This window comes from Citrobacter sp. FP75, assembly GCF_018342065.1.
Taxonomy (GTDB): domain Bacteria; phylum Pseudomonadota; class Gammaproteobacteria; order Enterobacterales; family Enterobacteriaceae; genus Citrobacter.
In genome coordinates, this window is record NZ_JAFDOE010000003.1 from 418011 (window position 1) to 431389 (window position 13379).

Consider the following 13379-nt stretch of genomic DNA (forward strand, 5'->3'; position numbering starts at 1 on the left):
AGAGTAAAAATCATGCAATTCATTCATTTAAAACAGGAATAAGATGACAGGAGAATGACAGTTTTAATGATAGATCGTCGACAAACATTATCAGAGAATCAGAAGCATCTCTGATAATGTTAATTGCTATGCGTTATTTGTTTAAAAAATGTTTGTTTTTACCGGGGAGGTAATTTGCAAACAGAGTGACTAATCGGTCGCTTAATGGTGTCATTAGCCACCAGGGCAGGCCAATCAATACGACGGTCAGGGAACCCACCACGATATCGGTAAGCCAGTGAGCACCAATCATTACCCGCGGGAATGCAAAAACCATAGCGATAATAAGGCCGATTATTCCTGCGACTTTTCCGAAATAACGCAGCATAAATGCGGAAAAAATAAGCAGCATCATGCCGTGATCGCCCGGGAAGCTGTCTCTTGACGCATCTTTGGTCGGAATATGCAGCAGCTCACTGACGCGATGAATATTATCAAGCATCAGCGTCGGGCTGGCGCGTTTGACCGGAATTAGCGCCTGGCCCAACTGATTTAATACCACTGCGGTGAGCAACATAACCAGGCCAATAGCCACAATGCGTCGGCGACCTTCCGATGTTTCTTTCAGCCAAAAGTGCAGCATCAGTGCGCCCATTGCCAGCAATGAGCAGCCATCAAATGCCCGGTTATTGGTGATGGCAACAACCCACAGGAACAGCGGGCTTTCGACCAGTTTTTGATTGAAGAAGCGGAAGACGCCCGTATCCAGTGACGACCAGAACCCGTGTCCGGGGGGAATATACCAGGACAGAAACAGCGCCAGGCCTGCAATATTAAGCAGAAGGATAAGAGGGTATCGGGTTTTCATCGTCGTTCACCATTGCCAAAATCGCAGGCAACCTTACGCGTTAACGTCTAAACGAAGCTTCAACAATGCACTCTGTAACGTGTTCCAGTCAGTCTCGGTATTGGAGATAAGCTCAATACGGCTGTCCGGCGGCGCGACGTTTTGCGTTTCAATGTGCCAGTCATCCCCCTGACGGTTGATGCGTACTAATCCTTCTTTGATACGCATAACGCCTTTTACGCGTCCAACCGGGGCGAGGCGCGACCATTCCAGCAGACCGATGGTATCGAACACGGTATCTGCATCAAAAATCCAGCCGCAGGCCTGATGCCCCTGGCCGCTGTTCAGGCTACGACGCCAGCGCTGCTGTGCCGGCAGGCTTAGCGCCGCCAGCCCCTTTTTGTCGGCATGCTGATGGGCGTGCGCAGCGCTTGCGGGAAGCACCGCCAGATTCAGTCGGGGTAAATCCAGTAACTGCCCGTCAATGTGTCCGTGATCGGCGTGAACCAACTGACGGTTAGCACCATAGTTCTGCCACCAGGTTTGCAGGGCATTTTCACTTTCTGTCGTGGCGCGATCGGTTTTGTTGGCGACGATAACGTCGGCGGCGGCCAGCTGATCGCGGAAATTCTCATTGGCCACGCTTTTTTCATCCAGTAGCAGGCGAGGGTCGAGGATACAGAGCGTGGCGCGCAGATCGATCCACGGTTCGTAAACCGGGGCGGTGAGTAAATCCAGAATCTGTTTTGGATGCCCGAGGCCGGTCGGTTCGATCAGTAAACGGTCAGGCTTGCCCTGACGCAGCAGCGTATTGAGGCCCACCTGCATCGGCAAACCGTTAACACAACACATACAGCCACCGGGGATCTCTTTCAGCAACGCGCCGCTGTCGGCCAGCAGGGCGCCGTCAATACCCACTTCGCCAAACTCATTAACCAGCACGGCCCATTTCTCAGCAGGGTCTTTGTTGGCGAGTAAATGAAGAATAGAGGTGGTTTTGCCACTGCCGAGAAAACCGGTGATGAGGTTGGTTTTAGTCACGTTTGCTCCAGAATCATAAAATGCTGTTATAGCGTTCAACAATCCTGGCGAAAAAAGGACAAAAAGAGAAGGGCGGAGAGGACGAAGGCGCGCTTCGTCCCGTTTAATGGCAGAAATCGTTAATTTTTTAACATTTGTATGACGGCCTGATGCGCGCCGTACTGCGCAATACGCTGCCAGGCCTGCTCGATAGCCTCGACGAAGCGCGGGTTCTGCACCAGATCGGTGGCAAAAATCTCGTGCAGGGAAAGCAGGGCGTTGACGCGCTCTGATTCTGTGCTCTGTTCAACAAGAGTGCCAATTTTCTCACTCAGCGGATCGCGTACATCAATGGCTGTTCCTGTATCATCCACGCCGCTCACATAGCGCATCCATCCGGCAACGCCGAGCGCCAGCAGAGGCCAGTCGCTTTGCTGCGCTAAATGCACGCGGATCCCTTCCAGCATTCGCTGCGGTAATTTTTGGCTGCCGTCCATCGCGATTTGCCAGGTCTTGTGCTTCAGCGCCGGATTGGCAAAGCGTTCCAGCAGACTTTCGGCATACTGGGGTAAATCGACGTTAGTGATCCGCAGCGTGGGGGCTTGCTCCGTCATCATCAGGCGGTAAGCTGCTTCACGAAAGGCCTTGTCCTGCATGCAATCGCTGATGTGCTGAAATCCGGCCAGATAGCCAAGATAGGCCAAAAATGAGTGACTGCCGTTCAGCATCCGTAGTTTCATCTGTTCCCACGGCAACACGTCGTCGACCATCTGAACACCGGCGGTTTCCCACTGTGGGCGACCGGCAACAAAATTGTCCTCAATCACCCACTGGATAAACGGCTCGCAGCTGATGCCACAGGGGTCGGCTACGCCCAGTTCATGGGCAATTTCAGCCAGCGACTCCTCGGTCGCGGCAGGGACAATTCTGTCCACCATGGTGCCCGGAAAACTAACGTGCTCTTGTATCCACGTCGCCAGTTCAGATGAGCGTTTATGCGCCATTCCCAGAACCGCATTTTTCACCACATGACCGTTGTCCGGGATGTTATCACATGAGAGCACGGTAAACGGCGGCAGCCCGCGTTCGCGGCGGCGATGCAGGGCTTCGACAATAATACCCGGCGCCGAGTGGGGTTCATCCGGCGAGTGCAAATCATGAACAATGCGCGGGTTGGCGAGATCAAGCGATCCTGTGGCCGGATCAATACAGTAGCCTTTTTCCGTGATGGTTAACGACACAATCGCCACCTGAGGTTCACAGAATTTTTCAATAATGGCTGCCAGCGAATCAAGCCTGGCGTTCAGGCATTCGTTAACGGCACCGATCACGATCGGCTGATTGCCGTTCGGGCCTTTTTCTAACACGGTATACAGATGATCCTGCTCGCGAAGCTGACTCATCAGCCGATCGCCGCTGAACAGGCTAATCTCACAAATCCCCCAGTCTCCTCCCTGCGTATTGAGCACCCTGTCGGTTAACAGCGCCTGATGAGCGCGGTGAAAAGCACCGAAACCAAAATGTACGATCCGCGATTTTAACTGTTGGCGATCGTACTGTGGTATCCGTACATTTTCCGAGAGTGGAGCAGAGGCAATAGTCTTCATTAAATACACCTGATTAACCATTAATTAACAATAGCAGTATAAAGTTATATGACAACAAGTTAAATTGGTGTGCCTCATTTATCCGGGTAATGTGAGCTGGATCAATCAATGATGGGCGTTCTGTTGATCATTAACCCGATGCCTGTATGGTAGTCGTCATTCAGCTAATCTGATTTGGTATAACAACTTGTGAGGTGAAGTAATGGAACAAACCTGGCGTTGGTACGGACCTAACGATCCGGTATCGCTTGATGATGTGCGTCAGGCTGGCGCAACCGGTGTTGTGACCGCCTTGCATCACATTCCCAATGGTGAAGTGTGGCCCGTTGAAGAGATTCAAAAGCGCCAGGCCATTCTGGCTGAAAAGGGGCTGACCTGGTCGGTGGTGGAAAGCATTCCCGTTCATGAAGATATCAAAACGCACTCCGGACAGTATCAAACGTGGATTGCGAATTATCAGCAGAGTCTGCGTAATCTGGCGACCTGCGGCATTGATACCGTGTGTTATAACTTCATGCCAATCCTCGACTGGACGCGTACTGACCTTGAATATCAGCTGCCGGACGGCTCTAAAGCTCTGCGCTTTGATCAGATTGCCTTTGCGGCCTTTGAGCTGCACATCCTGCAACGGCCCGGCGCTGAGGCTGATTACACTGCAGAAGAGCAGCGTCAGGCGCTGGACTATTTCAATGCGATGAGCGAAGCCGGGGTGGAGAAGTTGACCCGCAACATTATCGCCGGTTTGCCAGGGGCTGAAGAAGGTTACACGCTGGACAAATTTCGCGCGCGCCTGGCGGAATATGATGGTGTCAGTAAAGATAACCTGCGTAACAATATGGCCGTATTCCTGCGCGCGATTGTGCCTGTGGCAGAGGAAGTGGGTGTCCGTCTGGCCGTGCATCCTGACGATCCACCGCGCCCGATCCTCGGCTTGCCGCGTATCGTTTCCACCATTGAAGATATGCAGTGGCTGAAAGAAACGGTAGACAGCATCTATAACGGTTTTACTATGTGTACCGGTTCATACGGCGTACGTGCCGACAACGATCTGGTGAAGATGATCGAAACCTTTGGCGATCGTATTCACTTCACGCATTTGCGTTCGACCTGCCGTGAAGATAACCCGAAAACCTTCCATGAAGGCGCTCACCTGCAGGGCGACGTGGATATGGTATCCGTGGTAGCTGCGATCCTGAGTGAAGAACAGCGTCGCAAGAAGGCGGGCGATCTGCGTCCTATCCCGATGCGTCCGGATCATGGGCATCAAATGCTTGACGATCTGCACAAGAAAACCAACCCGGGTTACTCCGCAATTGGCCGTCTGAAGGGGCTGGCAGAAGTTCGTGGCGTTGAGCTGGCGCTGAAACAAACGCAGTTCCGCGATCTGCTGTAATGCAATATACGGGGATTGGGCGAGTGGCCCGATCCCTGTTCAGTCATCAGGGCTGAATTAACGCCTGCTCCAGCACCCGCAACACCTTATTGATTTGCGGTAACTGCAACCCGCCAAAACCGAAAAATATCACCGCGTCGCAGTTCTCCTTGCGCCAGATTTCTTCTGAACCGTTCTCAATGTCCTGCAGCGTATCAAAGCGCACACCTGCCAACAAACAGCGCTGTTGTAGCGTGGTGATGAAGTCGGGCGACCGGTCAATGTGTAACGAAAGGTGTAGGCCCGCCGCGGCGCCACCGATTTTTCCATCGGGAAACAGCGCAGAAAGACCGTCCCGGAGAAGCGCGAGACGCGCCGCGTAACTGCAGGCCAGTTTGCCGAGGTGGGTATAAAACACCTGATTTTGCATTAATTCGGCTAAAAACTGCTGTAATAACCACTGACTGCCGTTGTTGTTTAACGCTTTCATATTTTGCACGGCTGGGAGCAGTTCATCAGGACAAACGAGATAGCCAAGACGCGCCCCCGGCCCCAGTGTTTTTGAGAATGTCCCCATATAGATAACCCGGTCGTGATAATCCATGGCTTTCAGCGCGGGAAGGGGATTCTCACCGTAAGTAAAAACGGCATCGTAATCATCTTCGATAATGTACGCCCCGACACGCTGCGCCCACGTCAGTAATGACAAACGCCGTTCCAGCGAAAGCACGCTCCCCATTGGGTATTGATGCGCGGGCGTCACGTAACAAAGCTGGGTTGCACATTCGGGTAATTGATCGGTGCGCAGGCCCTGGTTATCCACGGCGATTGGCGTAATGTTGGCACCGTAATAATTAAACAGATGCCATGCACCAGAATAACAAGGGGATTCGGTTACAACATGGCACTTTTTTTCCTGGCATGCAGCATGATAAATAATAAATATCTGACTGAGCAGCGATAAACCTTCCTGAATTCCGTTGGTAATGATGATGTTCTCAGCACGCGTATTAATCCCCCGGGATAAATTAAGGTATCGGACCATTTGCTCACGCAATGAAAATAATCCATTTGGTGAATGGTATCGGGTAAATAATTGCTCTTTAAGTACGCTGGGGGCGTTATTCCACTTCCGCCAGCTTGACCAGGGAAAAGCATTGGGATCGGGAACACCCATCCGGCAATAGAACTCCCGCCCCATCTCGCCGTAGACATCGGTAGAGGCCCCTGCGGGTTCAGGTTTCACCGGAGGAGCCCCCTGGACTGTAGGCACATGCGTCGGAGTTGTGCGTACCGGCGCAGTGAATATGACCTCATAGCCGATGCCCTTGCGGCTCTTAATAAACCCTGCCGCCATCAGCTTTTCATACGCCATGACGACCGTAATTTTGGCCACGTTTAGCGCCTGCGCCTGCTCGCGGATGGAGGGGAGTTTGTCCCCGCGCAGCAAATCACCCTGCTGAATAGCCTGAAAATAAAACTGAAAGATCTGCAACTGCAGCGGCATACGACTTTCTCTGTTGAGAGACAGTGTCAGCATGAGAAATTCCTTATTAAAACGATGGCGTCATATTACGAGCTTCTGTTTTTAACTATTTTGATTCGCCTCATAGAGTGAACGCTGTTCCTATACTCTGCCACCGGTGTCTCTATTCTCGCTTTTTAATATCCCTTAGCGTGTCGCTATTAAAATAATGGAGGCAAGTATGTCGTGGATAAGAAAAAACGCACTGTGGTGCGCATTCGGTGGAGCCGTTGCAATGGCCCTCGCCATTTGGGGAACGTGGCAAGGCGTACATTACACCAGCAGTACAGAGTTTTGTGTGTCGTGCCATTCGATGCGCACGGTGGGGGAGGAATATAAGACCAGCGTACATTTTCGTAATGCCTCAGGCGTGCGCGCCGAGTGTCAGGATTGCCATATCCCGCCGGGAGTTATTCCGACGCTTATCCGCAAAACGGAAGCGTTAAACGACCTCTACCATACGTTCATTTCGCCTTCGATCGATACCCCGGAAAAGTTTACCGCAAAGCGGGCGGAACTGGCCCAGCGGGAGTGGGTGCGAATGAGCGCTAACAATTCAGCAGCCTGTAAATCCTGCCACAGCTATGAAGCGATGGATCACGGCAAGCAATCGACGAATGCGGCGGTGCAAATGACCGCGGCGGCGGCGAAGGACAGCAACTGCATTGACTGTCACAAAGGCATTGCCCATCACAAACCCGATATGAGCAGCGGTTTTCGCGACCGGTTTAAGCAATTACAGCGCCAGGGAGAGGCGCCATCGGATGCGACTACGCTGTTTTCATTAAGCGAGAAAGCCCTGACGGCAACGGCAGGGAGCCCGGCAGGGAAAGCACTGCTTTTTCCTGCCACCGGGGTCAGAGTGCTGAAAAAAGAGGGCAGCGATGTGCAACTGGAGATAACGGGCTGGCGTGAAAGCAAAGGCCGTGGGCGGGTGATCACCCAGTATATGGGCAAACGCGTTTTCTCCGCCGTTCTTGATGATTCTCTGATGCCTAACGTAAAAGTCCTGCAAACCCAGGTTGATCCTGATTCCCATCAGGAGTGGCAGCAGGTGAGCGTGACCGCATGGACCTCCGCTCAGGGGCTTATCACCAGCATTGCACCGGTGTGGGAATACTCTGACCAGATGCTGCAATCCACCTGTAGTGCCTGCCACAGCACACCGCCGACTACCCGTTATACCGCCAATGGCTGGATCGCCGGACTAAAAGCAATGTCGACCTATTACCGGCTTAATCCAGTGGAAGAACGCACGTTGTTGAAATACCTCCAGACGCACGCCAGCGATGTGTCTGACCCCAAATAACAGAGAGGATAAAATATGGATATTCATGACTTTAATCCGTCCCGTCGCCGTTTCCTGACCGGTATGCTGGCGGTAGGGGCTGCCAGTGCGCTGGCGCCGAATCCGCTGATATCAAAAGTATGGGCGGCAGGAGAAAACCCCGAGCAGTGGATCCAGTCCGGCTCGCATTATGGCGCTTTTGAAGCCAAAGTCTTCAACGGCGAGTGGACCGAAACCCGCCCGTTTAAACACGACAAATATCCGTGCGATATGCTCAATGCGGTGCGTGAAGTGGTCTACAATCCTTCGCGGGTCCGCTACCCAATGGTTCGCCTGGACTGGTTACGTAAGCGTGAAAACTCAGACCGCAGCCAGCGCGGAGATAACCGTTTTGTGCGGGTCAGTTGGGATCAAGCGCTGGATCTGTTTTATGAAGAACTGGAGCGGGTGCAAAAAAATTACGGATCTTCCGGCGTATTTACCGGGCTGGCCGACTGGCAAATGGTGGGCAAATACCATAAAGCTGGCGGCGCAATGGACAGGGGGCTCGGCCTGCACGGTAGCTATGTTACCACCGTAGGTGACTACTCGGCGGCGGCTGCACAGGTCATTTTGCCGCATGTGATTGGCTCGCTGGAAGTCTATGAACAGCAAACCTCGCTGCCTCTGGTTATCCAGAACACCAATACCATTGTGCTGTGGGGCTGCGATCCGATTAAGAATTTGCAGATCGAATTTCTGGTTCCCGATCACGACGCGTTTGGCTATTGGCAGCAGATTAAAGAGGCGGTCGCACAGGGCAAAATGCGCGTCATCAGCGTTGATCCGGTGCGCAGTAAATCGCAAAACTTTCTGGGCGCTGAGCAACTGGCGCTGCGCCCGCAAACCGATGTCGCCTTGCTGCTGGCGCTCGCACACACGCTGTATGAAGAAAAGTTGTACGACACGGCGTTTATTAACGACTACACCGTCGGCTTCGGGCAGTTTTTACCGTACCTGATGGGAGAGACCGACAAGCAGCCGAAAAATGCCGAGTGGGCGGCGGAAATCTGCGGTCTGACGGCGGAACAGATTCGTGATTTCGCCCGTCTGTTGGTGAAAGGCCGCACGCAATTTATGGGCGGCTGGTGCGTGCAGCGCATGCACCATGGCGAGCAGTATCCCTGGATGCTGGTGGTGCTGGCCAGCATGGTCGGACAAATTGGCTTACCGGGCGGCGGCGTAGGATTTGGCTGGCACTATAACGGCGGCGGTACGGTGACGTCGGCCGGGCCTGTTCTGTCGGGGCTAGGAGGAATTAATAATCCACCAGAGGCGAAGTATAAAGCCGATTTTCGCGGCGTATCGGAGCATATTCCCACCTCGCGCATCGTCGACTGCTTGCTTGAGCCGGGTAAAAAGGTTGCGTTCAACGGCGAAACGTTAACCTGGCCTGATATCAAAATGGCGATTTACAGCGCGGCCAACCCGTTCCACGCTCAGCAAGATCGCAATCGCATGATTGAGGCGTGGAAGAAGCTGGAAACCGTTGTCGTGTTGGATCACCAATGGACCGCATCCTGCCGCTTTGCTGATATCGTCCTACCCGTCACCACGCGCTTTGAGCGTAACGACATTGAGCAGTATGGTACGCATTCGAATAAAGGGCTGATGGCACTGCATCAGGTGGTGAAACCGCAATATGAAGCACGCCACGACTTTGATGTGTTTGCCGGATTGTGTAAGCGCTTTGATAAAGAAGCGGTATACCGTGAAAACCGCGATGAAATGCAGTGGGTACAAGCGCTTTATGACGAAGGCGTGAAGATGGGCGCGTCGCTCGGCGTCACCTTGCCGGATTTTGACACCTTCTGGAAAGGGGACGGATACGTTGAATATCCGGCGGGGCAACCGTGGGTACGTCACGGCGAGTTCCGCGACCAGCCCGATCTTAACCCGTTAGGCACTCCATCAGGGCTCATTGAAATCTACAGTAAGACCATCGCCAGTTTTCAGTATGAAGATTGCCCAGGGCATCCGGTGTGGATGGAGCCGTTTGAACGCAGCCATCAGGGCAAGACAGATAAATACCCGCTGCATCTGCAATCCTGTCACCCGGACAAACGCCTGCACTCGCAGCTGTGCTCAAGCGATGCGTTTCGTAACACCTACGCGGTGGCCGGCAGGGAACCGCTCTATATCTGCGAGCAAGATGCAACCGCACGCGGTTTAAAAGCAGGAGATATCGCCCGCGTGTTTAATGCCCGTGGTCAGGTGCTGGCAGGCGTGGTGATTAGCCCGGATTTCACCCCTGGCGTGATCCGCATTCATGAAGGTGCGTGGTATTCCCCGCAGGAAGGTGGGAAAGCCGGGACGCTATGCACCTATGGCGATCCGAATGTCCTGAGTGCGGATATTGGTACTTCACAACTGGCGCAGGGCCCTTCTGCACATACTGTGCTGGTGGAGGTTGAACGTTATCAGGAGAAGGCCCCGCAGGTTACGGCATTCGGTGGGCCAGAGACCGTTAAAGAGGAGGGGGCCAGTGCTGCATAATCACATTCGTCAGCAGCGGGCAGCGGTGTATCAGTGGTTTTCGCAACTGCTGTTTCGTGAGCTGGACGAGAAGCAATTAGCCAGTCTAGAGGGCGGGGATAGTCGGGAGTGGATTGCATCACTGACGAGGATCCCCGGGCTGACCGCTGACGTCAAAAATTTTGAGTGTAGACTGGTGCAGGCACTGCGGCGTGAAAGCCGACAGTTGGAGCTGGCGGCGGATTTTGCTTCGCTGTTTCTGCTGGCACCTCCGGGCGGTGTTTCTCCTTATGCGGGGCATTACCCGCACACGACGGCACCTGAAGAACGGCAGCAAATGAATGTTCTGCTCGTTGAGCAGGGGCTGACGCCACGGGAAAATGAACCTTCCGATCATATTGCGGTACAACTGGCGTTAATGGCGCGGATGGTTGGCAAAGAGGAGAGTGTCGCCGCGCAATATTACTTTTTGCATCATCACATAACGTGCTGGGCGCCGCTGCTTCGCGACACTTGCCTGGCAAGGGATGAAGGGGGATTTTACCCTCAGGCGGTCAACGTGATAGTGAGTTTTATGCGTGAGGATGAGCAGTATCTGGAGTCACTATTGATGGATGATTTTTATCTCAGTAGCCAGCGCTGAAAATAACAAAGGGACAGTATTTTCTGTCCCTTTTTGATTTGCATCGCGGCAGGAAATTAATCCGCGCGACCCATATAGCGGCGCTCTTCGATATGAATGCGGATTTTCTCACCGGCACTCAGATACTCAGGAACCAGAATAACCAGACCAGTGCTCATGGTCGCCGGTTTGTTACGCGCACTGGCTGATGCACCTTTAATGCCTGGCGCTGTTTCAACGATCTCAAGGTCTACGGTCTGCGGCAGTTCAAGCGCCAGCAGTTGGCCGTCCCAAGTCAGCACTTGCATATCCGGCATCCCGCCTTCCGGAATGAACAGCAGCTCTTCTTCGATCTGGTCTTTGGTGAAGGTATACGGGGTATAGTCTTCTTTATCCATAAAGATATATTCGTTGCCATCGACGTAGGAGAAATCAACGCCACGACGGCTCAGAGTAACGGTATCCACGATATCGTCGCCTTTGAAGCGCTCTTCGACTTTCAGACCGGTACGGACATCAGAAAAACGCATTTTGTACAGCGTTGCTGCACCACGTGCAGACGGTGATTGAATATCGATATCTTTTACAATCAGCAGCTTGCCGTTGTAGTTCAGTACCATACCTTTTTTAATTTCGTTCGCTCTTGGCATCGAAAAAATCCTGTAGTGAGGAGTGTCTAAAATATCGCGTCAAACTACTCGCGCCGGGTCATTCAGGCAAGCGGAATTCACACTTTTGCATGTGCATAAATAGTGTTACTGTTCGCTACCTACACAATCCGCAGGTTTACCTTAAAGAGAATACTGTATGGAATGCCGTCCGGATTGTGGTGCGTGCTGCACTGCGCCTTCTATCTCCAGCCCCATCCCCGGCATGCCTGATGGCAAGCCTGCCAACACGCCATGCGTTCAGCTTGATGACTCCCTGCGCTGCAAAATTTTTGGTTCTGCGCTGCGCCCAAAAGTATGCGCCGGTTTACAGCCCAGCGCGGAAATGTGTGGCCAGACGACACGCCAGGCCATGGTGTACCTTATCGAGCTTGAAGCGCGTACCGCACCTTAAACGTCTTTGATGCGCGCCAGGCAAAATACCGTGGCGATAATCATCACCAGTGCAAACCAGAACACCGCATGATAATTCCAGATTTCAGCGGCGATACCCGCAAGCGATCCGGCAATAATCCAGCCCACGCGGATGGTATTGGTGTACAGGGTGGTTGCAGAACCCGCCTGTCCCGGCATTAAGTCCTGGAAATAGAGCATGCCAATACCGCCGAGGATGCCGATGTAAATTGCGTTCAGCAGCTGTAAGCTGAGCAAAATAACCGGCGAATGTGCCAGCAGCATCCCGGCATAAAAGAAAAATCCGGCGACCACGGCGATTCTCATCAACAGTCGTTTGCCCAGACGCTTAGCGAAGTATCCGGCAATTAACATGGTCGGGATTTCCAGCCCAGCGGCGGTGCCCATCATGATGCCTGCGAGTTTTTCCGGCAGGTGCAGTTCGTTGATGATAAACAGCGGCATATTAATGATGTACAGGCTGTTGGTGCCCCACATTAATGTGCAGATAGCAAACAGCAGCAGCGTATCGCGCCGATTACGACGCGGCGCTTCTATTGCGCCCGTAGCAAGGGACGCATTTTTGTTCATCGACGGTAAGAACAGCCAAACCATGATGCCGCAGACGATAAATGCGACGGCGGCACTCAGGTACATCACGGTAAAGCTGAAACCCATGGCCAGCGCGTAGGCCAGCGGCGGACCAATCACCCATGCCAGCGAAACCTGAGCACGTAAAATGGAGCTGAACATCACGGCTTCCCGGCCCGTGCGATCGGCATGTTCGCGGGCGAGGGCAAACATTTGCGGGTTAGCCGTCGATCCAAAACTACTGAGGAATACGCCAACAAACAGCAAAATAAAATAGTTACGGTTCCAGGCAAACAGCACGCAGGCCAGCATCCCCAGTACGCAGCAAAAAACGATCAGGTTTTTACGATCGCCTTTCTTATCAGAACGTCCAGCTAAAAACTGGCTCACCAGAATGCCGATAACGGCGCTGCCGGTAAAAAAGAAACCGACCATTCCCGGACGGGCATGAACTTCATCAGTCAGAAAAAGGCTGAGCGTAGGGGTCTGCAATGCGCCGGCGATACCCGTAAGAAAAGCGACAAGCAGGAACGCCGAAGACGTTAAATCAAACGACTTGGGGGTGGCGGCTACCGGGGTGTTATGCATGTTTCAATATCTGTGATGTGAAGAGACGCGGAGTTTACGCCGCCAGTCAGAAAATAAACAGGGCGCAAAATCAAAATCGGCATGAAAAATCAAAATAGCATTTCACTCAGGGAATACGGCTGCTGACGTTGCTGAATCTGACAAGCTGACGCCATTTTTGCGTCAGCAGTTTTTTCTCCTTATCTGGGAAAATGTGCGTCATATCTAAATTCAGCAAGTAAGTTGCTAACTTTGCTTGCGTGCTGAAGCAGAAAGAGCAAAACTTCTTGAAACGTTTCAGCGTCATCTCGCCATAACTGATGGGGTCAGGTGATGCCTTTTTTCTCATGTTAGCTGAATCGTTTCAATTCAGCAGGAGAGGAGAA

12 protein-coding genes are annotated in these 13379 nt (G+C 52.8%); 5 read left to right on the top strand and 7 right to left on the bottom strand.

The window, feature by feature from the left end; all coding sequences use genetic code 11:
- Positions 1–133: 133 nt before the first annotated feature.
- From JQ822_RS13260 to JQ822_RS13270, 3 genes are all read right to left on the bottom strand, one after another.
- The gene (locus JQ822_RS13260) at positions 134–847 is read right to left on the bottom strand and encodes a phosphatase PAP2 family protein (protein ID WP_213133839.1); all 714 of its coding nucleotides are present in this window, start codon (positions 845–847) and stop codon (positions 134–136) included.
- 33 nt (positions 848–880) lie between these two features.
- Entirely contained in the window at positions 881–1867 is a 987-nt protein-coding gene (locus JQ822_RS13265; protein ID WP_213133840.1) for a CobW family GTP-binding protein, read from the bottom strand.
- A 119-nt stretch (positions 1868–1986) separates the two neighbouring features.
- Positions 1987–3453, bottom strand: coding sequence for a mannitol dehydrogenase family protein (locus tag JQ822_RS13270; protein ID WP_213133841.1), 1467 nt, complete (start codon positions 3451–3453; stop codon positions 1987–1989).
- Between the two features lie 202 nt (positions 3454–3655).
- Between JQ822_RS13270 and uxuA the strand changes: the two genes are divergently transcribed.
- A complete protein-coding gene (gene uxuA, locus JQ822_RS13275; RefSeq protein ID WP_213133842.1) occupies positions 3656–4846 on the top strand; it encodes a mannonate dehydratase in 1191 nt (396 codons plus the stop codon).
- 46 nt (positions 4847–4892) lie between these two features.
- On the opposite strand, the gene pdxR is transcribed toward uxuA, so the two are convergent.
- Positions 4893–6365 (bottom strand): MocR-like pyridoxine biosynthesis transcription factor PdxR, encoded by a 1473-nt coding sequence (gene pdxR / locus JQ822_RS13280; RefSeq protein WP_213133843.1) that lies wholly within the window; start codon positions 6363–6365, stop codon positions 4893–4895.
- 166 nt (positions 6366–6531) lie between these two features.
- Here pdxR and torC point away from each other — a divergent pair, with 166 nt between their 5' ends.
- From torC to torD, 3 genes are read left to right on the top strand one after another with little or no spacing between them, the layout of a single operon-like run.
- Positions 6532–7659: a pentaheme c-type cytochrome TorC gene (torC, locus tag JQ822_RS13285; protein ID WP_213133844.1), complete on the top strand. Its 1128-nt coding sequence runs from the start codon at positions 6532–6534 to the stop codon at positions 7657–7659.
- A 15-nt stretch (positions 7660–7674) separates the two neighbouring features.
- On the top strand, positions 7675–10173 hold the full coding sequence (gene torA / locus JQ822_RS13290; protein WP_213133845.1) for a trimethylamine-N-oxide reductase TorA: 2499 nt from the start codon (positions 7675–7677) through the stop codon (positions 10171–10173).
- Complete coding sequence (gene torD, locus JQ822_RS13295) at positions 10163–10795, top strand: molecular chaperone TorD (protein ID WP_213133846.1); 633 nt, start codon at positions 10163–10165, stop codon at positions 10793–10795. The genes torA and torD overlap by 11 nt, the downstream gene beginning before the upstream one ends.
- Before the next feature lie 56 nt (positions 10796–10851).
- Here torD and yeiP read toward each other — a convergent pair whose 3' ends face one another.
- The gene (gene yeiP, locus JQ822_RS13300; protein ID WP_213133847.1) at positions 10852–11424 is read right to left on the bottom strand and encodes an elongation factor P-like protein YeiP; all 573 of its coding nucleotides are present in this window, start codon (positions 11422–11424) and stop codon (positions 10852–10854) included.
- A 157-nt stretch (positions 11425–11581) separates the two neighbouring features.
- Here yeiP and JQ822_RS13305 point away from each other — a divergent pair, with 157 nt between their 5' ends.
- On the top strand, positions 11582–11836 hold the full coding sequence (locus JQ822_RS13305) for a YkgJ family cysteine cluster protein (protein ID WP_213133848.1): 255 nt from the start codon (positions 11582–11584) through the stop codon (positions 11834–11836).
- Here JQ822_RS13305 and setB read toward each other — a convergent pair.
- Together setB and JQ822_RS13315 are read right to left on the bottom strand one after the other, a co-directional pair.
- Positions 11833–13014 carry a sugar efflux transporter SetB gene (gene setB, locus JQ822_RS13310; protein WP_213133849.1) on the bottom strand — a complete coding sequence of 394 codons (1182 nt, stop codon included), beginning with the start codon at positions 13012–13014 and terminating at the stop codon, positions 11833–11835. The two genes, JQ822_RS13305 and setB, sit on opposite strands and share 4 nt — an antisense overlap.
- A gap of 106 nt (positions 13015–13120) precedes the next feature.
- A complete protein-coding gene (locus tag JQ822_RS13315; protein ID WP_244848895.1) occupies positions 13121–13342 on the bottom strand; it encodes a hypothetical protein in 222 nt (73 codons plus the stop codon).
- Positions 13343–13379 lie beyond the last annotated feature (37 nt).

What these genes read in the sequence shown, in the direction of transcription:
- JQ822_RS13305 (WP_213133848.1), top strand. Translation starts at nt 11,582, where the DNA reads ATGGAATGCCGTCCGGATTGTGGTGCGTGCTGCACTGCGCCTTCTATC.
- torA (WP_213133845.1), top strand. Translation starts at nt 7,675, where the DNA reads ATGGATATTCATGACTTTAATCCGTCCCGTCGCCGTTTCCTGACCGGT.
- JQ822_RS13270 (WP_213133841.1), bottom strand. Translation starts at nt 3,453, where the DNA reads ATGAAGACTATTGCCTCTGCTCCACTCTCGGAAAATGTACGGATACCA.
- JQ822_RS13260 (WP_213133839.1), bottom strand. Translation starts at nt 847, where the DNA reads ATGAAAACCCGATACCCTCTTATCCTTCTGCTTAATATTGCAGGCCTG.
- JQ822_RS13315 (WP_244848895.1), bottom strand. Translation starts at nt 13,342, where the DNA reads ATGAGAAAAAAGGCATCACCTGACCCCATCAGTTATGGCGAGATGACG.
- torC (WP_213133844.1), top strand. Translation starts at nt 6,532, where the DNA reads ATGTCGTGGATAAGAAAAAACGCACTGTGGTGCGCATTCGGTGGAGCC.
- uxuA (WP_213133842.1), top strand. Translation starts at nt 3,656, where the DNA reads ATGGAACAAACCTGGCGTTGGTACGGACCTAACGATCCGGTATCGCTT.
- pdxR (WP_213133843.1), bottom strand. Translation starts at nt 6,365, where the DNA reads ATGCTGACACTGTCTCTCAACAGAGAAAGTCGTATGCCGCTGCAGTTG.
- setB (WP_213133849.1), bottom strand. Translation starts at nt 13,014, where the DNA reads ATGCATAACACCCCGGTAGCCGCCACCCCCAAGTCGTTTGATTTAACG.
- yeiP (WP_213133847.1), bottom strand. Translation starts at nt 11,424, where the DNA reads ATGCCAAGAGCGAACGAAATTAAAAAAGGTATGGTACTGAACTACAAC.